This is a genomic window from Leucobacter sp. UCD-THU (assembly GCF_000349545.1).
Classification (GTDB): domain Bacteria; phylum Actinomycetota; class Actinomycetes; order Actinomycetales; family Microbacteriaceae; genus Leucobacter; species Leucobacter muris.
This window is the reverse complement of record NZ_KB714602.1, coordinates 550346-572456: the sequence shown is the minus strand read 5'-3', so window position 1 is coordinate 572456 and position 22111 is coordinate 550346. Positions and strand designations below refer to the sequence as shown.

The following is a 22111-nucleotide window of genomic DNA, read 5'->3' as shown; positions in this document are numbered from 1 at the left end:
GCGCGATCTCGAAAACGGCTTCGAAAACTGCCGGAGATGAGGAAATCGCCGGCCATGATCACCTGCTCCAGCGGGTACGCGCCCGCCAGCAGCGCCCAGACTTCAGCCGGTGAGGGCAGCCAGAGGGGCTCCAGCGGCGTCTCGAGCAGGGCCCCGGCGCGCACCTGGTGGCCGCGGATTCCCCGCCGCTCCGGGGGCTTCATCGGCCGCACCGCGCCGACCTCGAGGTCGCGGGGCTCGCGCAGCAGCGGAATGTCATACGCCAGCGCGGCAGTCGCGCGGGAGAGGAACAGGCCCGGACGCATGAGGGCACGCGCACCCGCGATCCGCGTCTCGAGCAGTGCAGGGTCCGCGTGGCCTTCCACCAGGATGCCGCGGAAGACTCGCTTCGTATCACCGCGATACAGGCGCCATCTCGGAACCCCGCCCTCGAGCAGCGCGGCGACCGGCACGGCAGGGCCCTGGTCGAAGGGAAGGCGGATCTGCTGGAGCGGCTTCATACGACGACGTTAGGCGGCGGCGAGAGGCCGATGCTCGCTATCCACAGACGCCGAGCCCGACTCCGGCAGGCGCGCCGTAACTGTGGATAACTCCCTCGACTGAATCCGCCCCACTTCGTCCCCTGAAGCGCGGGGTTCCGCCGACTCCTGATGGGAGGAAGTCGGGCCGATTGAGAGGGTGGGAGAGGGGCGGGCGGGACAACGCCCGCGGGGCGGGGAGCCTACGCGGGCACGGGCACCAGCGAGTCCTCGCGCAGCGAGGCCGACACCATGATCGGCAGGTGGTCGGAGAGGCCGCGGTTCAGGGTGCGCACGCTCGAGATGTCGATGCCCGAGGAGGTCGCGAAGTCGAAGTGGCCGCGGAACATCTTGTAGCGCGTGTAGGTGCGCTTGTCGCTGAGGCTCAGCTCGTAGCCGTGGTCGCGCATCTCGGTGTCGAGGCGCCCCTTGAAGACGGGGTAGTTGTAGTCGCCCACCATGAGCGCCGGCAGACCCGGGCCGAGCGCGCGAAGCTCGCCGAGGGCGGCGTGGATCTGGTGCCTGCGCAGCGAGTTGAGCGCGGTGAGCGGGGCCGCGTGGAACGACGCGACGACGAAGTCGCGGCTCATCTCGGCGTCGTGCAGGCGCGCGCCGAGCAGCCGCTCGTGGGCGGGCGCGAGCAGCCGGTCGTGCAGCGACTTCTTGAGCTGGAAGGTGTGGGCCGATCGGGCGAAGAACCGCTCCTCGCGCACGTACATCGCGAGGCCGAGCCGGTTGCGCTCGGTGGCGTGCACGAGTCTCATGTGGCCGAGGTGCGCGGGGAGGGCGATCGCCTCCGCCTCTTGCAGGCAGAGCACGTCGATCTCGTGATCCTCTGCCAGCGCACCGATCTCGGTGACGGCCCGGTTCTTGCGCAGGTTGTAGCTGACGACCTTCATGCAGCTCCCTTCCTCGGGTGGGCGTCGGAGTCCGACAGCACTACCTTACGCTCGTGGAGCTGAACGCGCCGATACTCTCAGCGCTTGCATGGGTGGGACAGTCGGGCCGTTCAGTCGAACGGCAACCGCGCGGCTTCTGCGGCGAGCGCCTCGCGCACCGCTGCGAGCGCGGGGTGGCGGCCCTGCGAGGCGCGCACAGCGGTGAAGACGGTGCGGTGGGGGCGGTCGGGCAGTTCGATGAGCCGCAGCCGCGGCGCGGCGCCGACGTGCACGAGGCCCGGCAACAGGGCGACCGCGTTGCCGGACTCGATGAAGCCGATGTGCGCCTGCAGGTCGGCGGTCTCGTAACGCACGTCGGGCTCGAAGCCCGCGGTGCGGCAGGCCTGCTCGGCCCAGTGCCGCGTCGCCGCGCCCTGCGGCTCCATCACCCAGGGCAGTTCGGCGAGGTCCTCGATGCGCTCGGCGCGATCGAAGCGCGGGTCGCCGGCTCCGCTGGGCGGCACGGCGAGACGGATCGGATCCCGGGTGAGGGGTTCGCGATCCAGCCCCTGGAAGTGCTCGGCGGCGTGGCCGGGGTACTGCTCGGCGACGACGAGGTCGAAGCTGCGGATCCAGGTCTCCTGCAGCGCGGCGCCCGGTTCGTACTGCACCACTTCGACGCGCAGGCCCGGGTAGCGCTCGCGGAGCCTGCGCAGCGCGCCGGGCAGCACCGAGAGCATCGCGGTCTGGAACGCGGCCACGCGGATCGTGCCGACGACTTCCTCGCGCACGCGGTGCAGGGCGGCCTCGGCGCGTTCGAGACCGGCGAGCAGCTCGGCGGTCTCGGCGACGAGCACCTCGCCCGCGGGTGTGAGCTCGAGCGTGCGGCCGGTGCGCCGCAGCAGCTGGGCGCCGGCTTCCCGCTCGAGCACGGCGAGCTGCTGGGAGACGGCGGAGGGGCTGTAGTTGAGCGCCTCGGCGACGGCGGCGACGGTGCCGCGGGCGTGCAGCTCCCAGAGCAGCCGCAGGCGCTTCATCTCGAGCATGGGGGCCTTTCCGGGCGGGGATCCCGATGATTCAGTTCTGCTTCATATTACGCGGTGAAAAGAATCGCTTTACTTCACGCTCGACGCGGCTCACACTGGCCGGAGCAAGCACACCCGCTCAGACGCGCCGTGCGTCCCCCAGAAAGGTCAGCCGTGAGCAGTCGCACCGCAGGCACCGCCGCCCGCCCCCAGGATCTCGCCGAGCCCGCCATCGCCCTCGTGCGGCGCTGGCTGCGCGAGGCCTCCGAGTTCCCCGTCGACGCCTCCGCGGCGCGCCTCGCGGGCGTGCTGCGCGATCCGAACGGCCTCGACTTCACCGTCGGCTTCGTCGACGGGGTGGTGCGCCCCGAAGACCTCGGCGCCGCGGCGAAGAAGCTGCACGAGCTCACGCCCCTCACCCCGGGGTTCCTGCCCGCTCCCATGCGCGGCGCCATCGGCCTCGGCGGCGCCTTCGCGAAGCCCCTGCCCGGTGTGGTCGTGCCGATCGCCCGCCGGGTGCTGCGCCAGATGGTGAGCCACCTCATCATCGACGCGAGCGATGCGAAGCTCGGCCCCGCGATCGCGAAGATCAAGCGCGACGGGGTGCGCCTCAACATCAACCTGCTCGGCGAGGCGATCCTCGGCGAGCACGAGGCCGAGCGGCGGCTGGCCGGCACGCACCGGCTGCTCGCCCGGTCCGACGTGGACTACGTGTCGATCAAGGTGTCGTCGACGGTCGCGCCGCACAACCACTGGGCCTTCGACGAGGCGGTCGCGCACATCGAGCAGCAGCTGGTGCCCCTCTTCGAGCGGGCGAACGCGGCCAGCCCGAAGAAGTTCATCAACCTCGACATGGAGGAGTACAAGGATCTCGACCTCACCATCGCGGTGTTCAAGCGGATCCTCGAACGCCCCGAGTTCGCGCGGCTCGAGGCCGGCATCGTGCTGCAGGCGTATCTGCCCGATGCGCTCGGCGCGATGATCGACCTGCAGGAGTGGGCCGCGCACCGGGTGGCCCACGGCGGGGCGCCCGTCAAGGTGCGCATCGTGAAGGGTGCGAACCTGCCGATGGAGCACGTGGACGCCGCGATCCACGGCTGGCCCGCGGCCACGTGGGGCAGCAAGCAGGATTCGGACACGAGCTACAAGGCCGTGATCGACTACGCCCTCACCCCCGATCGGGTGCAGAACGTGCGGATCGGCGTCGCCGGGCACAATCTCTTCGACGTGGCGCTCGCCTGGCTGCTCGCGAAGGAGCGCGGCGCCGAGGCCGGCATCGAGTTCGAGATGCTGCTCGGCATGGCGACCGGGCAGGCCGAGGCGGTGAGGCGCGAGGTGGGGTCGCTGCTGCTCTACACCCCCGTCGTGCACCCCGAGGAGTTCGACGTCGCGATCGCCTACCTGATCCGCCGCCTCGAGGAGGGGGCGAGCCAGGAGAACTTCATGTCGGCGGTGTTCGAGCTGCACGACGACGAGGCCCTGTTCGCACGGGAGGAGCAGCGCTTCCTCGCATCGCTCGACGACCTCGCGGGGATCACCGGCGACGGCACCCCCGAGTCGTACGACGTGCCGAAGCCCAACCGTCGGCAGGACCGCCGGCACTACGACGACGCCGGCGCGGAGGCCCGCGTCGAAGCCCGCGTCGCGGCAGGCCGGCGCGGCGAGTTCGAGAACACGCCCGACACCGACCCCGATCTGCCGGGCAACCGGGAGTGGGGCCGCGCCATCGCCGGCCGCATGGCCGCGTCGCAGCTCGGTTCCCAGCTCGTCGAGTCGTCGCGCATCGGCGACGAGAGCGCGCTGGACGAGGTTGTCGAGCGCGGCGTCGCCGCCGCCGACGCCTGGCAGGCGCTCGGCGCCGACGAGCGCGCCCGCATCCTCATCCGCGCGGGCGAGCGTCTCGAGGCGCGCCGGGCCGAACTGCTCGAGGTCATGGGATCGGAGTGCGGCAAGACCCTCGACCAGGGCGACCCCGAGGTGAGCGAGGCCATCGACTTCGCGAACTACTACGCGATGCTCGGCCAGCTGCTCGAGCAGGTCGACGGCGCCGAGTACCGACCGCAGAAACTCATCGCGGTGATCCCGCCCTGGAACTTCCCGGTGGCCATCCCGGCGGGCGGCGTGCTCTCGGCACTCGCCGCGGGATCCTCGGTGATCATCAAGCCGGCCTCGAACGCCGCCCGCTCGGGCGCCGTGATGGTCGAGGCCCTGTGGGAGGCGGGCGTGCCCCGCGAGGTGCTGCAGTTCGTGCAGTTCGCCGAACGCGGGCTCGGTTCGAAACTGGTCGCCGATCCGCGCATCGACCGCCTCATCCTCACCGGGGCGTACGAGACCGCCGTCGCCTTCCGCGAGCTGCGGCGCGATCTGCCGATCCTCGCCGAGACGAGCGGCAAGAACGCGATCATCGTCACCCCCAACGCCGACCTCGACCTCGCCGCGAGAGACGTCGCGCAGTCGGCCTTCGGCCACGCCGGCCAGAAGTGCTCGGCCGCGTCGCTCGTGATCCTCGTCGGCTCCGTCGCGACCTCGAAGCGCTTCCGCGGGCAGCTGCTCGACGCGGTGCGCTCGCTCGAGGTGGGCACGCCCGAGCATCTCGAGACCCAGATGGGCACCATTATCGCCGCGCCCGACGGCAAGCTGCTGCGGGGGCTCACCACGCTCGGCCCGGGCGAGCGGTGGCTCGTCGAGCCGCGCCCGCTCGCGAGCGACAGCCCGCTCGCGAGCGACGGGCAGGGCGGCAACAAGCTGTGGAGCCCCGGGGTGCGCGACGGCGTGCAGCGCGGCTCCGAGTACCACCTCACCGAGTACTTCGGGCCGATCCTCGGCATCATGACCGCGAAGACCCTCGACGAGGCGATCGATCTGGTGAACGAGATCGACTATGGCCTGACGAGCGGCCTGCACTCCCTCGACCGCGACGAGCTCGCGCGCTGGCTCGACCGGGTCGAGGCGGGCAACCTGTACGTGAACCGCGGCATCACGGGCGCGATCGTGCGAAGGCAGTCGTTCGGCGGCTGGAAGAAGTCGGCCATCGGCGCCGGCACCAAGGCCGGCGGCCCCAACTACCTGCACGGTCTCGGAGACTGGGCCGACGCCCCGGTGCGGGGCGAACTGCGCGCCCCTCGTCCCGCGGCGGCCCCGCTGCTCACCGCCGCGCAGCAGGCGGGCGTCGCGGGCGACGAGCTCGTCTGGCTGCGCGCCGCGCTCGGCTCGGACGCCGCAGCGTGGGAAGCGGAGTTCGGGATCGCCCGCGACGCCTCCCGGCTGGACGTCGAGCGCAACCTGCTGCGCTACCTGCCGGTGCCCGTGACGATCCGCCTCACAGCCGACGCCCCGCTGCACCGGGCGGTGCGCGCGATCGCCGCAGGAATCGCCGCCGGGGCCGCTCCCGTCGTGAGCACGCCGGTCGCCCTGCCTCAACCCGTGATCGCGGCCCTCGTCGGCGCGCGCGTCGAACTGCACTTCGAGGACGACGAGGCATGGAAGGACCGGGTGCGCGACCTCGCGGCTCAGGACGGTCCCCACGCGGGGGCGCGCATCCGCATCGTCGCCGGCGAGTCGCGCGCGCGCGAGGTCTCCGAGGCCTACCGGGTCGCGGCGGGCAAACCCGACATCGCGGTCTACGGCGGCGAGGTCGTCTCGGCCGGCCGGGTCGAGATGCTGCCGCACCTGCACGAGCAGGCGGTGTCGATCACCGCTCACCGGTTCGGCACGCCGAACCGGCTCTCCCAGGGTCTCATCTGACCCGGGCCCTTCGCCTCGGACCCCGTCCGAGGCGAAGGGCCGCACCCGGGAGTGTGCGAGAGTGGAACCGCATCAGGATCCGCCCGAGCTCCCTCCAGCCACACCATAGAAAGGGACGACGATGTCCGACCAGGTCTTCCTCTACATCGCCCTCGGGCTCTACTTCGCGCTCATGCTGTTCATCGGCTACATGGCGTTCCGCAGGACGAGCGACCACGAGGGGTACATGCTCGCCGGCCGCGGGCTGCCGCCCTGGGTCGCCGCGCTGAGCGCGGGCGCCTCCGACATGTCGGGGTGGCTCATCATGGGCCTGCCGGGGGCCATCTACGCCACGGGCCTCATCGAGGGCTGGATCGCAGTGGGCCTGCTCATCGGCTCCTACCTCAACTGGCGCCTCGTCGCGCCCCGACTGCGCGCCTACACCGAGGTCTCCCGCAACTCGATCACGATCCCGAGCTTCTTCGAGAACCGCCTGCGCGACCGCTCGCGGCTGCTCCGCAGTGCGGCGAGCATCATCATCCTCGTGTTCTTCACCCTGTACGCCTCGTCGGGCATGGTCGCCGGCGGCGTCTTCTTCGAGAGCGCGTTCGGCGGCGAGTACATCGTCGGCATGGTGATCGTGACCGCGGTGACGCTCGCGTACACGCTCTTCGGCGGGTTTCTGGGGGCCTCGCTCACCGATGTGGTGCAGGGTCTCATGATGGTCACCGCGCTCGTGATCGTGCCGATCGTGGCGATCGTGAACATCGGCGGGTTCAGCGAGACCGCGAGCATCGTCGAGACCGTCGGATCGGGCAACCTCTCGATCTTCGGCGGCGCCGAGCTCGGCGCCGGCGCCACCGCGCTGATCGTGATCTCGGGCCTCGCCTGGGGCCTCGGCTACTTCGGCCAGCCGCACATCATCGTGCGCTTCATGGCGCTGCGCAGCACCCGCGACGCTGCGAGCGCGCGCCGCATCGGCACCAGCTGGCAGTTCGTGTCGCTGCTCGGCGCGGTGAGCGCCGGCCTCATCGGCATCGCCTACTTCGACAAGTTCGGCGGCGCGCCGCAGAACCCCGAGACCGTCGTGCTGCTGCTCTCGCAGACGCTGCTGCACCCGCTCGTGTCGGGTCTCGTGCTCGCCTCGGTGCTCGCGGCGATCATGAGCACCCTGTCGAGCCAGCTGATCGTGTGCTCGTCGGCGCTCGTCGAGGACATCTACCGCGCGGTGAAGAAGACCCCGCCGAGCCAGCAGACGCTCGTCGTGCTCGGCCGCGTCGGCGTGCTGCTCATCGCCGTGATCGCAGCGCTGCTCGCGATCACCCCCAACGACACGATCCTGGGCCTCGTGGCTTTCGCGTGGGCCGGCTTCGGCGCCGCGTTCGGGCCGATCGTGCTGCTGAGCCTCTACTGGCGCAGGCTCACCAACTGGGGCGCACTCGCCGGCATGGTGTCGGGTGCGATCGGCGTCTTCGTCTGGCCGCTGTTCGAGACGGGGCTCTACGAGCTGCTGCCGGCCTTCGTGCTCGCGCTCCTCGTCGCCGTGGGGGTGAGCCTCGCCACCTACCGGCGCAACGAGGAGATCGAGCAGGAGTTCACCGACACCGGCGCGATGATCGCCGTCGGCAAGCAGCGGTAGCGCGGAAGCGCCCCGCGCTCAGCTGATGCGGCGCAGCGTCACCTCGAGCGTGCCGATGACGAGACGCTCGGTGACGGGCGTCTCGCGGGCGGCCTCGAGCGGCACCTGGTCGCCGCGCTCGTCGACGAGGGCGACGCCGTTCGTGGAGTCGAGATCCTCGATCGTCCACGACTCGCCGGCGCGGCGCAGCCGGGCATGCGACTTCGAGAGGGTGCGCGTGGGATCGGCGATTTGCAGCACGCCGCCGTCGTCGCGGGCCTCGGGCTTGCGGCCCACCACGATGTCGTCGCCGCGCAGCTCGAGCACTTCGCCGTCGGGCAGTTCGAGCCCCCAGCGCGCGCGGCGCGGAACGACGACGGTGCGGTCGAGCTCGTCGTCATCTGCGGAGGGCGGGGCGGCATTCGCGGCGGCTGCCGCGGCGGTGGCCGGGTCTGCGGGATCGCCCGGCCGGTGCTCGGAGCGCGCGGTCTCGGTGTCGGGACCGGGTGCGGCGCTCGAGTCGGGGTTCGAGTCGAAGATGGACGGTCGCTGCGTCGAGAAGGAATCCTGTTGCGCGGGAGCCGGATCGGGCGCGACTACGGGCTGCGGCGGAACGGGCTGGGGAATCGGGGGGAGATCCGCCCCGGGAAGCCCGGCGGCGGGGGCGGCCGGAGCGGCCGGAGCGGGCGGCTGCTGCGGCGTCCGAGGGGCCGGAGCCTGCGGCGCGGCCGGCGCGGACTTCGGGTTCGACTCCTCGATGCTCGGCCACGCGAAGGGCCGCGCCGGCTCCTCGCCGCCGAGCACGGGGGCCTGTCGCTGCTGGTACCCTTCCTGCGCGAGCCGCTGGTAGTCGCCCTCGGTGGTCCTGCTGAAGCCCCACTCGTCGCCGGGCTGCTGCTGCGGCTGCGGCTGCGCCTGCTGCCCCTGATACCCCTGCTGCGGCTGCGCCTGCTGCTGCGGCTCGGCGAACAGCCGCGCCAGCGCGTCGACCGGCTCGCCCTGATCCGCGGCCGCGGGCTGCGAGACCGGGGCGTGCTGCCACGGCTGCTGGGGCTGCGCCGGCGGAACCGCCTGCTGCTGGGCGTAGACGGGCGTCTGCGGAACCGCGGGCGCGTAGCCGCCCTGCGGCGCGGGGGCGACGGGATAGGCGTGATCCGGAGCCGCGGGGGCCGACCCGTACGCGCCGTAGCCGTACGCGGCTGCGGGGCCGTTCTGCTCGATGGCGCTGGCGAGCAGCATCGCCCACACCGGCGGCAGCAGGGCTCCCAGCACGGTGAAGCCGCCGCCCTTGCCGTGTTCGACGTTGAGCCGGTGGATCGCGATCACCGAGACCACGAACGCGACGACCGAGAGGCCGGGCACGAGACCGAAGAGCACGAGCCAGCCGGGCAGGCCGCCCCGCTGCACGAGCTGCCACTGATTCCAGACCGGGATCCAGCCGTGGCTCGAGGGCAGACCGATGCGCGGGAACAGCCGCGAGAGCGACCAGAGGTACCAGACGTAGAACGCGATGCCGACGAGCGACCAGACGCCGAGCGCGAGCAGCACCGCGGGCCCCAGGGAGGGAGCGGGCGCATACGTCGTCCCGATGACCGGGAGGACGTCGGGGCTCAGAGGGGTCGAGGGCATGTGCTCCTGCTTTCCAGACGCGAGAGTTGCGGCATCAACTCTGCATAACGATATCCGTGGCCGTGCCGTGACGCAAAGGTCCGTGTGCGATTATGGCGGGTTCTCCGGCGGTCATCCGAACGCAAGACGAGCCACCCCCCACAGGCCGAGCACCGACACAGCGGCCGTGGCCGCGTAGGCCGAGACGGTGATGATGCGGGATCGACGGGCGCGCCTCGCCAACGATGGCAGAGGCTCCCGTTCGGCTTGAGGGGCCGCGGCCTCGGCCGGGGGAGGCCCGATGCGCCGGTGCACGGCGTCGGCGTCGGTGCGGTCGGCGCCCTGCCGAGGGCTGCGGGGGCCGTAGATGCTCGGCAGCACACCGCCTCCCACGCCGCTGCGGGGCAGCACCGCGCCCCACGGCGGGTCTTCGACGGGCGAGGCGGGCGGATCCGGACGCGGATCGCGTCGGCGCTCGGGCGCGGGGGCTCGGGTTCGAGATCTGCGCCGCGCAGGAGCCACCACGGTCGCGTCGTCGACCTCGGGGGCCGCGCCGCGCCGCACGATCACGGTCGCGTCGTCGACGGGCTCGCCCGGAGACGACCCGCTCGGGGACGAGCCGCTCGGAGACGGATCGCTCCGGACCGACCCGTTCGGGGGCACCGGCGCTCGGGGCGGGACCGGCGCTCGGGGCGCCGGAGAACTCGCAGACGGGGCGCTCCCGGCGGTGTCCTCACCCGCCCCCCGGCGGCCGCGCCGCGGCACGACGACCGTGGCGTCGTCGTGAGCCTCGTCGAGGACGGGCACGGGCGCCTCGCCGGGCACGGGCGCGTCGTCACGGCGCCGCCCGCGCTCGCCGCGGGGCACGACCGTGGTGGTGTCGTCGAGATCCGCGGGCTCCTCCGGGCCCCGCGGCGGCGTGCGCTCCTCGCCCGTCATCGTGTCACCGGCCTCGTCACCTCGAGGGTGGTCTCGTCAACCTCGTCGGCGTCCCCCGGATCGGGCAGCGGCTCATGCGGGGTCTCGGGCCCGAGTCCGTCCGAGACCGTGTCGACCACCACCACGGTCACGTTGTCCCGCCCGCCCGCTTCGCAGGCGCGCCGCACCAGCTCGTCGGCCACCGCATCGGCTCGCCCGCCCACGGTGAGCACGGCGCGCAGTTCTTCGTCGCCGAGCTCGGAGGTGAGGCCGTCCGAGCAGACCAGCAGTCGCATGCCGGTGCGCAGAGGCAGCAGCCAGGCGTCGTGGCGGGCGTCGTCGGAGCCGAGCGCCCGCGTGATCACGTTGCGGGGGGTGCTCGCGGCGTCGGCGTGACCGGCCGCGGTGAGCTCGGCGTGCAGCGAGTGGTCCGAGGTGATCTGGGCGAGGCTCGCGCCCCGGTGCTGGTAGACGCGCGAGTCTCCGACGTTGATCACGTACCAGTGCGGCTCGCCCGCGTGCTCCACCAGCACGACCCCGGTCAGGGTGCAGCCGGCGCCGCGCTCGGCCTCCCGAGAGATCTCGTCGACCGCGCAGCGAGCCGCCTCGAGCGCCGCGTCGACGTCGGCGATCACGAGCGGACGCCCCTCGCCGAGCGCGGCGAGCCGCGCGAACGCCCCGATCGCCGCGGCGCTCGCGAGGTCGCCCGCAGAGTGCCCGCCCATGCCGTCGGCCACCACGAACACCGGCAGCTGCGCGAGCGCCAGATCCTCGTTGACGGCCCGGCGCAGGCCGGTGTCCGTGCGCGCCGCCGCCGCGATCACGGGCCGCCGTTCGCGGCCCCCTCCGTTCGGCACACCGTTCATGCGCGCTCACCTCCCGGGTGCGGCCGACCGCGCCGCCCCACTCCGATTCCGTACGAGCGCAGCGAGTACGCCGCGCGAAGCCTGGCCATCGCACTCATCCCCGCGGCTCGCTCGTCGCGATCCGCGTCAGCGGCCCGCCAGAGCTGATCGGCCGTGCCGGGGTCGATGCCGCGCGGCGAGAACACGGCGCGATCCACCTGCGCGGCCGCCCACAGCGCGGGCGCGGTGCCCAGCACCGCGGCGATCTCGCTGCGCGCCGCGTTGCCCGGCAGCGGCACCCCGGCGTCGCGGGCGCGATCCACCATCTCCTCCCAGGCTCCGAGCGCGCGCAGCTCGGGCACCTGCTCGGAACGCCTGCGGCGAGCGCGCACGCGCTTCGCGAGGGGCAGGAAGAGGAAGGGCGCGGCCAGCAGGGCGAGTGCTGCGAGCGAGAGGCCCGCGGCGCGCAGCACCGGCCAGAGCGCCGACGCGCCGGGCACGGGGGCGTCGGGATCGTCGCCGTCCCCCTGCTCGCCGAGGCCCACCGGGGGGTCCGCCTCGCGGGCGTCGCGCTCCTCGGGGGTCGTCGGGAACTCGGGCAGCTGCTCGCCCTGCTCCAACCGCTCCGGCCGCTGCTCGACCTGCGGCGTGACGTCGAGCGGCACCCACTCGCCGCGGTCGCCGCGCGCCTCGATCCAGGCCGCGAGATGCTCGCCCGCGCACTCGCTCGAGCATGCCGGCACGCCGTCGACCCCCCGATCCTCTCCCCCGAGCCGCACTCCGACCACCACTCGCGCGTCGTAGCCGAGCGCGCGCGCGATGAGCGCGGCGGCCGTCGCGAACTGCTCGTCGTCGCCGACGCCGGCCACGAGCTGCGCGGAGGTCGCGCTCTCGCCCGCGGCGAGCTGCTGCGCGTTGAGCTGCTCGAAGAGGGACTCGATGCGGGCGAGGGAGTGACCGCCGGCGCTCGGCTCGAACTGGGTGCCGTACCGCTCGCTCAGCCGGTCGAGCCACAGGCGCTCCCCCTCGGCGCCGCTCATCGAGTGGCTCAGGTAGCCGCGCTGCCGCAGCCGATCGATGAGTTCGCCGAGGCCCTCGGCGCCGCCGGGCTGGTGCTGGCGCTCGATCCACGCGCCGAGCTCGGGCGCCGTGTCGACGTCGAAACTCGGCGCGCCGGGCTCCCCGAGCCGGTCGATTGCGGGATCCGGGGCGGTCTGCATGTCGGCGGAGTAGCCGTCGCCAGCGGCGAGCCCGATGGCGCGGTCGGTCGCGCCGGAGGCTGTCCCCGCGCCGGCGCTCCCCGATCCGGCGGCGCTCCCCGATCCGGACGCGGCCGCGCGGGGCACCGCGATCGCACCGCCCGTCTCGCGGTTCACGTAGAACGCGTCGGCGAGCTCGTCGGCCCGCGTGCCCGTGAACACGGGCGGGCTGCCGAGCGGAGCCGCGGGTGCCCAGATGTCGGAGTACCCTTCATCGATCCGCACCGTGACCCGCTCGGGGTCGGCGACACGATCGCCGCTCGGGAAGCGGGTGAAGCGCCCGGCCGCGTCGTCGCTGATGTGGAAGTCGACCCCGTCGTAGGCGTCGAGCACCGCGAGGCGCAGCCGTTCGGGCAGTGCGCCCGTCGACGAGACCGAGAAGAGGGGCGCGTCGAGAGCGGCGTCGCGCTTGGAGCTGCGGTAGGCGGCGAGCGGGCTCGGCCGCTCGCGCACCACGATCTCGGGATCGATGCGGTCGCGCGGCACGGCGCGGGCCCCCGCGTCGAGCACGGGGGCGAGCGCGGTGCCCGCGACGAGCGCGACCACCACGATCCCCGCGCCGACGAGCACCCGCGACGCCCCGCTCCGTCCGCGCGCGACGCTGCCGGCCGCCCGGCCGAGCCTGAGGGCGGCGCGGCGCTCCTCGCCCGAGACGAACGCCACCCAGACGGCCGCCACCGCTGCGGCCGCGAGCCACAACCCGATCTCACGAGGCGCCGCGACGGTGAGGGCTCCGACGTGCAGGGGGGCGCTCAGCTGAGACGCCCCGAACACCGTGCCGAAGGCGACGGGCGCGAGCAGCGGCACCGCCGCGAGCGTCGCCGCGCGGGCCGACCGGCGGGCGAGGACGCCGGTGAGCAGCGCCGTGAGCAGGAACACCACGTAGGCGGGCACGAGCACCGTACGGTAGGTGCCGACGGGCAGCGTGAGGGTGAGCAGCTGCTTCCATCCCAGGGCGACGGCGGCGAGCCCGTCGAGCAGTCCGCGCAGCAGTCCCCCGCCGCCGCGCGCCGGCGGCATCGCCTCGGGCACCGCGACCGGCACGACCGTGAGCGCGAAGGCCGCGAGCGTCACAGCCGCCAGCACGATCGGGCCGAGGCGCAGCCGATCCCGCAGCCACGCGATGCCCGCGCCCAGCACGAGCGCGACCGCGGCGACGAGCCAGAGCCACGGCGTGCGGTAGATGGGCCAGGCCGCCCACACGCCGAGCGCGAGCGCCACTGCCGCGGCCGCCGCCCCCCAGGCGGCCCGGGCCGCCGCCCGCTCGAGCCTCACAGCGCGCCCCTGATCATCAGCTGCGGCAGGTCGCCGAGGGCGCCCACCGTGAACATGGCGAGCGGGTCGATGCGCTGCGCACGGGGTTCCGCGTGCAGCTCGCAGCGCACCGCGAGCACGTGCACGTCCGGGTTGAAGACGATCGCGGCCCGGCGGATGCGCGTGAGGTCGGCTCCGGATCCCGTGACGATCGCCACGATCGACAGCGGGCGGCGCGACTGGGCGAGGCCCCGTGCGAGCAGCTCGAACGGCAGCCCGTCCGGGGCCGCCTCGAGCTCGGCCCAGGCGTCGAGCAGCTGCTGCGGGTCGCGCGAGGGCAGCTCCTCGAGTCCGTCGATGCTGGGGCGCACCCGGCCCGGCGCCCAGGCGGAGGCGACGAAGCGCTCGCGCCCCTCCCGCACCGCCTGCACGGAGATCGACGCCGCCACGCTCACGGCGAGTTCGAACTCGTCGTCGTTCTGGTACTCCTCGCGGATCGCGTCGAACAGCACGGCGACGCGGGCGGTCTGCGACTCCTCGTACTGCCGCACCATGAGCGTGCCGGTCTTGGCCGTCGACTTCCAGTGCACGTGCCGCATGGCGTCGCCCCGCGCGTACTCGCGCACCGCGTAGAACGAGAGATCGGAGTCGGTGAGGCGCCGGCTCGCGGTGCCCTCGAGATCGCGCACGAGGCCCGCGGAGTTCTGCGGCAGCGCCGCGATGGCGGGATGCACGTGCACGAGGTGCCGCTCCTGCCAGGTGACCTCGCGTCGCAGCAGCCCCACGGGGTCGCGGCGCGCGACGGTGAGCGGTCCGACCGGCACCACGCCGCGCTGCACGGCCGGCACCCGCACCGGCAGCTCCACCGAGGCGCCCGCACCGATGAACGGGATCGTGAGCTCCCGCAGCGCCGGCCCCACCGGCAGTTCGGCGACCGCCGGCAGCGCCGGCCGCGATCCGCCGTTCTCGACGAGCACCCTCACCTGCACCTCGCCGCCCACCGTCACGCTCTTGCGGTCGAGCGCGATCCGCACGCGGTAGGCCCGGCTGCCGATCAGGAACGGCGCCGCGATGATGAGCAGCAGGCCGCCCACCACGGCGGCGAACCAGGCCTCGACCCACGAGAACGCCGCACCCAGCACCGCGCCGACGACCGTGACCGCGAGCACGAACCAGCCCAGCGGGGTGACCGCCTGGGTCACACCGCGCCAGACGCGGCCGGCACGTCGACGCGTGCGCCGCCACCACCGGCGCGTGACGACGCGGCGGCGCTGGGTCGGGTCGAGCGCGCGCGTCGACGTGCGGGTCTCGCCGAGACGAGACCCCGTTCGGGTGCCCCGAGTGTGCCGCGTACCGCGCGTGGCGGTGCGGAACAGACGGCGCTGGGTGCTCTCGCCGCTCACGCCGTGCCGTTCTCCTGCGGAACGGGGGTGTCGATCAGGATCTGCCCGATCACGGCCTCGGCGGTGACACCGTCGAACTCGGCCTCGGGCTCGAGCACGAGGCGGTGCGCGAGCACGGGGATGGCGAGCTCGCGCACGTCGTCGGGCGTGACGTAGGAGCGGCCGCAGACGAGCGCCCACGCCGACGCCATGCGCACGAGGGCGAGCGCGCCGCGCACGCTGGCCCCGAGGCGCACCTCTCCGGCTCGGCGGCTGGCCTCGACGAGCTGCGATACGTAGGAGGCGATGAGCGGGCTCACCGAGACGGCGCGCGCGAACTGCTGCAGCTGCGTGAGGGTGCCCGCGTTCATCACGGCCGGCACCTCCGGTGTGCGGGCGATCTGCTGCAGGATGCGCATCATGGCGGCGTCGTCCGGGTAGCCGATCGAGGTCTTGATCATGAAGCGGTCGAGCTGCGCCTCCGGCAGCCGGTAGGTGCCGGCCTGCTCGACGGGGTTCTGGGTGGCGATCACCAGGAAGGGCTCGCCCACGGGGTGGGTCTGGCCGTCGACGGTGACCTGGTGCTCCTCCATCACCTCGAGCAGCGCCGACTGCGTCTTCGGGCTCGCCCGGTTGATCTCATCGGCGAGCACCACGTTCGCGAAGATCGGGCCCGCGTGGAACTCGAAGATGCCCTGCTTCTGGTCGTAGACGGTGATGCCGGTGACATCGCCGGGCAGCAGGTCGGGCGTGAACTGGATGCGCGACGAGGTGCCGTGCATCGTCTTCGCGAGGGCACGGGCGAGCGCGGTCTTGCCCGTGCCCGGCACGTCCTCGAGCAGCACGTGCCCGCCGGCGATCGCGGTGGCGATCACCAGTTCGATCACGCGGCGCTTGCCCTGGATCGCCACCTCGATCGCGTCGGCGACGGTGCGCACGGCCTCGCACGCCCATCGGGCCCGCTCGTCGGTGATCGGGCCGACGGCGTCGGCGGCGACTCGGGCACCGAGGGGGGCGCTGTTCGGCTGCGGCTCGGGTGTCATCTGTGCTTCCTTCTGCTCGCTGTGGGGGCTGATGGGCTGGGTCGGGTTCGGGATCGCCGGTACGACCGAGGGATCGGGGTCACGGGCCGCCGGTACCGCCCGGGTCGGGAGGCGGGTCGCAGACTTTGCCGGTGAAGACGACGGGCTGATAGCTGCCCGACCAGCTCACCATCACATCTGTGGTGCCCTGGAGGGAATACGACGGCGTCTCACCCGGGCTCCCCGTAATCGTGAACTGGCTTCCCCAGCCACTCGGATCGGATGCGGGATCGATGCACGAGCCACCGGTCCAGCTCACTGTGAACGGCGTTCGGCCGGAGGGCGGCCCGATGACGGTGGAGCCGTTGGAGCAGCGGCTCCCGCCATCGACGCACTGCCGGGCTCGCGCGTTCGGGCTGCTCGGCGTCACTGCCGACACCGGGACCTCCCACAGAATCGTGCCGCCCTCGACCGTGACCATGTTCGCTTCATTCGGCGCGATGGCTCCATAGTTTGCCGAGGAGTCGGTAGTCGCCGGGCTCGGGAACGAGCTGATCGTGTACTGCACCGCGTTCGGGGGCGGCACGGTGCCTCCGGTGAAGATCGAGTTCGTGGGCACCGGAGGCGTGATTCCGTAGCTGTTGCTCGCACACACGGCACCGGTGTAGTACCTGAAGGCATCGAGACCGCCACCGCTCTGCGAGGAGCCGGTGCAGTCCGGGGCGGATTGCCCCCGAACCAGTCCGTAGCTGAAGCTGAGCTCATCGCCGCCGTTGCGCCTGAAGCCGGATGTGTCGAACTGCCAGCCGGTGTCGGCGATGCCGGTCGCTGCGAGGCCCGCGGTGGCGGGCGGTCGGGGGGCGCCGATGGGCCGAGCGTTCGCCGAGTTCGCGGATCCCCGCCCGCCGTCCGATCCCGTGTAGCCCGGCGGAATCATGTCCGGGCTATCGGCGGAGATCACGCGGAACGTGTGCGTATCGCCCGCCGCGAGATCGTAGAGGCCGTCGCCCGAGATCGGCGTCTCGACGCCGTCGATGGTGAGCACACGCGCGGCCGCCCGGCTCTCGCCGATGGTCACGCGCACTCGACCCACGTCGGCCAGAGTGTTCTCGGGCCACGTCGCAGTCTCCGCCGAGATGGTAGGCGGGGCGGGCGGCACGTAGGCCCACGTCTCCGCCCCGTTGGCGCTGCGCTCGGACGGACCCACGGCGTTCACGGCGCGCGCGAAGTAGGTGCGGCGCTCTCCGGGCTCGAGGCCCGAGACCGTGCAGGTGGCCTGGTTGCCGGCCAGCGAACAACTGCCCACCGTTCCTCCGCCCGAGTTCACCAACTCGACGCCGGTCACCGCCGGATGGGAGGCCTCGCCATTCAGCCGAACCGAGACCGACACAGAACTCGCACCAGCGCTCACGGGCTCGACGCCGAGCGGCGCACGCGGCACTCCCTGCGCGTCGAGCTCGATGCGCCCCTGGCCGAGCCGGTTCTGCGCGTCTCGCACGGTGTAGGTGGCGGTGCACTTGCCGCCGGGGCCTCCGGCGCCCTGCGGCCAGGTCGCGCTCACCCCGTCCCCCGACATCTGCAGCGCCGCGACGGCGCAGCCGCTCGCCTCGACCGACTCGAGCCGCAGGCCGCCGCCGGTCTTGCCCTGGAAGGGATCGTACTCGCCGGGCGCGCCGATCAGCTGCGCGCGGCAGTCCGATCCGACGGTGCAGTTCAGCGCGACGGTGGCGCCGCGCGGAGTGTCCTTGGCCGCCTCCCCCACGCGCAGGGCGAGCGGCGCCTGGCTGCCGCCACCGCTCGCGACGCTCACCACGAGCACGTCCTCGCGCCCGGGCACCGCGTCGGCGCGGGCCCGCACCTCGAGCTGCGACCCCGACTGGGCGACCTCGAAGCCGCCGCCCCCGCCGCTCACCTGGAACTCGAGCCGAGCCGTCTCGCCCTGACGGCCGCCCTGCCAGCGCACCATGTCGACGAGGTCGATCGTCTGCGAGGCGCCGGGGGCGACGGTCCTGGTGAGCGGCTCGAGCTCCGCGACGGGCTCGTCGGGCACGATCTGCACCGGCACCGAGAGCTGGGTCCACGCCTTCTGCTCGGCGAGCTTCACCGAGATCAGGCAGCTGTCGCCCCAGGGCCCCTCCTTGCCTGCCGAGTAGCGCAGCGTCGTGGCGCTCGTCGCCTCGCAGCTCGCCTGACCGCGCTGCACGGGGAAGGCGCCCGTCTTGAACTCCGCGCGGTCGCCGCCCGCGAGATCCACGAGGTCGGCGAGTCTCGCCTCGGTCGTCTTCCCCTCGTTCACCGACAGCGGGGCGAGCCCGGGCTTCAGCGTGAGCCGCAGCTCGTCGAGGGGCGGGATCACGAGGAAGCCGAACGTCTGCACCTGAGCCCCGCTCAGATCCTCGCCGGTCAGTCGGAAGGGCACGAGGTCGCCCTCGGCGCGGTAGGCGCCGGAGATGCGGGATCCGCTCGCGGTGAAGCGATCCGCCGCTCCGCCCCACACCGAGAGCTTCAGCGAGCCGGGATCGCCCGCCGCCCAGTGCACCCGGTCGGTGACGACGTCGACACCGCCGCGCTCGAGCTCGGCCCGGTCGCGCGCCGAGAGCACCGTGTCCCGCACGGTGGGCGCCTGCTGCCCCACCCGGGCTGACACCTGCACCACGATCAGCCCGTCGGCGGTGCTCGACGAGGCCGAGGAGCGCACCGTGTAGCGGTACGAGACGGTGCCGAGCTCTTCGGCTCCCCGCACGACCACGCGCCCCCGCTTCAGCTGCGACAGGTCGAGCCGTTCCTGCAACCGCCGGTACTGGGGCGAGTCCTCGCCGCCCGGCACGTTCGGCACCACCTCGACGAGTTCGAGTCTGCCGCCCGCCGGGTCGGTGTCGTTGTCGAGGGGCTGCACCACCGCGGGCGCAGCGGCGCCCTTCACCATGCGCACGTAGTCGCTGAACACGACCGGGGCCCGCGATCCGCCCGTCTCCTCGACGAGGATCACGCGCAGCCGCCCCTCGGCCTCGCCGCCGAAGCCGTCGCGCACGGTGTAGGCGAGGGTCTGCACGCCGGGCGCCGCATTCCTCGACGCCTCGACCTGCAGCGCCGCCGAGCGCGACACGATCGAGGCCGTGAGCTGGGGGTCTTCAGACGCGCTCACGCCCACCAGGCGCACGCGATCGCCGTCGGGATCCACGCCCGACAGCGGCACCCGCACGGTGCTGCGCTCGCCGGGCGCGAGGCGCACCGTGAGCGAGGCGGGCTGAGGATCCCGGTTGCCCTCGCGCGGGAGCACCGTGACGCGCACCTGGCCCACGTCGCTCGCCTCGGGCGTGCTCGCCCCATAGGCGGTGTAGGTGAGGGTGTAGCTGCCGGGCTGGTCGGGGGCGAGGTACCGCAGCGTGTTGCCCGACGCGAAGGCGAGCTCGCCCTTCGCGCCGGACCCGCCGATCTCGGGGTGCAGCACGAGCCGCTGACCGGGCGGCGCCACGTCGTTGTCGAGCACGGGGATGTCGGCCACCGCGCCCGCACGCACCGTGATGTTGTCGGCCACCGCGATCGCACCGCCCTCGCCGCTCTCGGCGATCTGGAAGACGGTCAGCCTCGCGGTCGACGCCTCCGCGCCCTCCTCGATCACGACGTCGGCGGAACCGATCCTGCCCGGGGCGCCGTCGGGCGTGCTGCCCGAGACCCGCACCTGCGCGTGCTCCAGCACGTCGGCGCGCAGTTCCCCGTCGACGACCGACGCCGAGCGCACCACGAGCGCCCGCGAGTTCGCGCCGGGCACGGCGTCGAGCACGTCGATCGTCGTATCGGCGAGCGGGCGCACGAACGCTCGCAGCGGCGGCAGCCCGAGCTGGGGCCGCGAGTCCAGGGCGGTGACCCGCAGCACACCGGTGATCTCGGCGTCGGTGCCCGTGTCGCGCGCGGTGATCGCGACGAGCGAGGTGCCCGCCTGCTTCGCGCGCACCTCGACGGTGCCGGCGCCCAGGTTCACGCCGACCTCGGCGCTGCCGCTCTGCAGGCTCGCGTCGACGAGGGCGTACGATCCGGATCCCCCCACGATGCGGTTCAGGGGGCGGGTGATCGCGGGCTGATCCACGATCGCCGTGCTGGCGATCGGGTGCATCTCGGCTCGCGCGTTCGAGCGGATCTGCACGATCATGTCGCGCTCGGTCGTCTCGCCGTGCGAGTCGGCGACCTGTACGCGCACCGGCACGTCACTGTCACCCGCATTCGGGTCGGCGTGGCGCAGCGCGAAGCGGCCGTCGCCGGTCACGAGCACGCGCACAGGATCCTCGGCGTTCACCGGCCGAGCGCTCGCGAGCATCATCGGATCCCCCTCGGGGTCGACCCAGCCCTCCAGGATCGGCAGCACGAGCGTACCGCCCGGCGCGAGCTCGGGGCTCGGCCACTCCCGCTGGCACCCCTCCACGGGGCACCACTGCGGAGCCGAGTTCACGTCGGGGGCGACGACCGTCAGCGAGACCGTCGCCGGCTCGGAGACGTGCACGCCGTCGGTGATGCGGTACGAGAACGAGGCGGTGCCCCGGGCGTCGGGCGCGGGCTGGATCACGAGCGACTGCCCGTCCGACAGCAGCGACACCGCCCCGAACTCGGGGGCGAGGCCCTCGCCGAGGCCGTCCGGCACGATCGTGAGCACGTCCTTGCGGTTCGGGTCGTAGTCGTTGAGCAGCACCGGCAGCGGCGCCGGCTCGCCCGCGCGCACGCCGAACGCGTCGTTCACGGCGACGGGGGGCTCCTGCTCGGCCACGTCGGCGACCACCACGGTTCCGCTGCGCTCCTTCGGCGGGTCGACGAGCGACCACTGCTCGACGGGGATCAGCCGCCCCTCCGGCAGCGTCCACATCATGCCCGTGCCCTGCTCCGACAGCAGCGCGCTCGTGCCGTTCGAGCGGAAGACCGGATCCGGCTGCCCCGGCATCTCGACCGAACCGTCGAGTTCGAGCGGCATCGCCCCGTCGGCCGACGACCACAGTCGTGCGCCGCTCTGCCCCACCCAGGCGGCGTAACGGCTCTCCCCCAGCTGGATCGGCTGCACGGGCGTGCCGTCGCCCGCGTCGATCCGCTCGGCGCCCCGCTCGGTCACGCTCCAGAGCCCGGAACCGTCGGCCACGAGCGACTCGCCGCCGGCGCTGCGGGTGCTCGAGGACTGCAGACGGGCGTCGGCGCCCGCGTCGAACTCGACCGGCTGATCCGACCCCTCTCGCCAGAGCCGCCCCGACTCCGCGTCGAACAGCACCCAGTCGCCCGCCACGATCGCCAACTGCACACCCTCGCCCGGCACGCCCGCGGGGGCCTCGTCGACCCCCATGAAGCGGCCGCGCTCCACGTCGTACCAGCGCAGTTCGCCGGCCTCCGCCGAGAACAGCACGAGGCGCCCCTCGGCGTCGAGCGCGACCGCGCTCGACGCGAAGCGGGCCCCCTCCCCCTCGTTCTCCTCGGCGTCGGCGTCGCCCGCGTCCGAATCGGCGAGCGGGTCGAGCAGCACCGGATCCCCGAGGCCGCCCGCCGCGCCCGCGCCGCCCGCGAACCTGGCGAGGAACACGTCGCCGTCCTCGGTGCGGAAGACCACCGCATCCCCAGCCGCGACGGTGTCGCGCGTGCCGTCGGGAGCGCGGGCCGCGACCGGCCCCTCCCCCGCGGCGCCGGCGGGGTCCGCAGTCGCAGACGCGTTCCCGCCGCCCGTTTCGGCGCCGGCCTCGCCGCCCTCGTTCCCCTCCGCATCCTGGTCGGTGCCCTGGTCCGTCGATCCGCCGTCCTCGACGAGATCCCGGGGCATGGTCGGATCGATGTCCCAGATGCGGCCGTTGCCATGGCTCAGCACGGCGCCGCTCGAACCCGACTGCAGCACACCGCTCGGATCCTCGACCCTGCGCACCGTGTCGATCTCGGCCGTCAGCGTGTTCACGCGGGCGTACTGACCCGAGCCGCGCATCGCCCAGACCGAGGGATCCTCGCGAGGCGTCTCGCGCGCGTCGTACCCCGCTGCGACCACCGCGATCGTCGCGATCATCGCCAGCGCCGCGGCGCCCGAGATCCAGGTGATCAGACG

The 22111-nt window shown here is 73.2% G+C and carries 11 protein-coding genes and 1 pseudogene; 2 read left to right on the top strand and 10 right to left on the bottom strand.

Going from position 1 to position 22111, the window contains the following annotated elements; all coding sequences use genetic code 11:
* The 3 genes and pseudogenes from H490_RS32360 to H490_RS25795 form a co-directional block, all read right to left on the bottom strand.
* Positions 1 to 500 (bottom strand): annotated as a pseudogene (locus H490_RS32360) (hypothetical protein); the annotation flags it as partial.
* A gap of 221 nt (positions 501 to 721) precedes the next feature.
* On the bottom strand, positions 722 to 1417 hold the full coding sequence (locus H490_RS25800; protein WP_017884374.1) for an endonuclease/exonuclease/phosphatase family protein: 696 nt from the start codon (positions 1415 to 1417) through the stop codon (positions 722 to 724).
* Positions 1418 to 1527: 110 nt separating this feature from the next.
* Positions 1528 to 2442, bottom strand: coding sequence for a LysR family transcriptional regulator (locus tag H490_RS25795; RefSeq protein ID WP_017884373.1), 915 nt, complete (start codon positions 2440 to 2442; stop codon positions 1528 to 1530).
* A gap of 153 nt (positions 2443 to 2595) precedes the next feature.
* On the opposite strand from H490_RS25795, the gene H490_RS25790 reads away from it, so the two are divergent.
* Together H490_RS25790 and putP are read left to right on the top strand one after the other, a co-directional pair.
* On the top strand, positions 2596 to 6165 hold the full coding sequence (locus tag H490_RS25790) for a proline dehydrogenase family protein (protein ID WP_017884372.1): 3570 nt from the start codon (positions 2596 to 2598) through the stop codon (positions 6163 to 6165).
* 121 nt (positions 6166 to 6286) lie between these two features.
* On the top strand, positions 6287 to 7783 hold the full coding sequence (gene putP, locus H490_RS25785) for a sodium/proline symporter PutP (RefSeq protein WP_017884371.1): 1497 nt from the start codon (positions 6287 to 6289) through the stop codon (positions 7781 to 7783).
* Positions 7784 to 7801: 18 nt separating this feature from the next.
* Here putP and H490_RS25780 read toward each other — a convergent pair whose 3' ends face one another.
* The 7 genes from H490_RS25780 to H490_RS25750 all read right to left on the bottom strand — a co-directional run bounded on the left by H490_RS25780 (position 7802) and on the right by H490_RS25750 (position 22072).
* Positions 7802 to 9391, bottom strand: coding sequence for a DUF5684 domain-containing protein (locus H490_RS25780; protein ID WP_031290094.1), 1590 nt, complete (start codon positions 9389 to 9391; stop codon positions 7802 to 7804).
* A gap of 111 nt (positions 9392 to 9502) precedes the next feature.
* Positions 9503 to 10309, bottom strand: coding sequence for a hypothetical protein (locus tag H490_RS25775; RefSeq protein ID WP_031290093.1), 807 nt, complete (start codon positions 10307 to 10309; stop codon positions 9503 to 9505).
* On the bottom strand, positions 10306 to 11154 hold the full coding sequence (locus tag H490_RS25770) for a PP2C family protein-serine/threonine phosphatase (protein WP_017884370.1): 849 nt from the start codon (positions 11152 to 11154) through the stop codon (positions 10306 to 10308). Before H490_RS25770 ends, H490_RS25775 begins: the two co-directional genes overlap by 4 nt.
* A complete protein-coding gene (locus H490_RS25765) occupies positions 11151 to 13667 on the bottom strand; it encodes a DUF3488 domain-containing protein (protein WP_017884369.1) in 2517 nt (838 codons plus the stop codon). The genes H490_RS25770 and H490_RS25765 overlap by 4 nt, the downstream gene beginning before the upstream one ends.
* Positions 13664 to 15049 carry a DUF58 domain-containing protein gene (locus H490_RS25760; RefSeq protein WP_017884368.1) on the bottom strand — a complete coding sequence of 462 codons (1386 nt, stop codon included), beginning with the start codon at positions 15047 to 15049 and terminating at the stop codon, positions 13664 to 13666. The genes H490_RS25765 and H490_RS25760 overlap by 4 nt, the downstream gene beginning before the upstream one ends.
* A complete protein-coding gene (locus H490_RS25755) occupies positions 15046 to 16071 on the bottom strand; it encodes an AAA family ATPase (RefSeq protein WP_017884367.1) in 1026 nt (341 codons plus the stop codon). Before H490_RS25755 ends, H490_RS25760 begins: the two co-directional genes overlap by 4 nt.
* A 79-nt stretch (positions 16072 to 16150) precedes the next feature.
* Complete coding sequence (locus H490_RS25750) at positions 16151 to 22072, bottom strand: Ig-like domain-containing protein (protein WP_017884366.1); 5922 nt, start codon at positions 22070 to 22072, stop codon at positions 16151 to 16153.
* Positions 22073 to 22111: the final 39 nt, after the last annotated feature.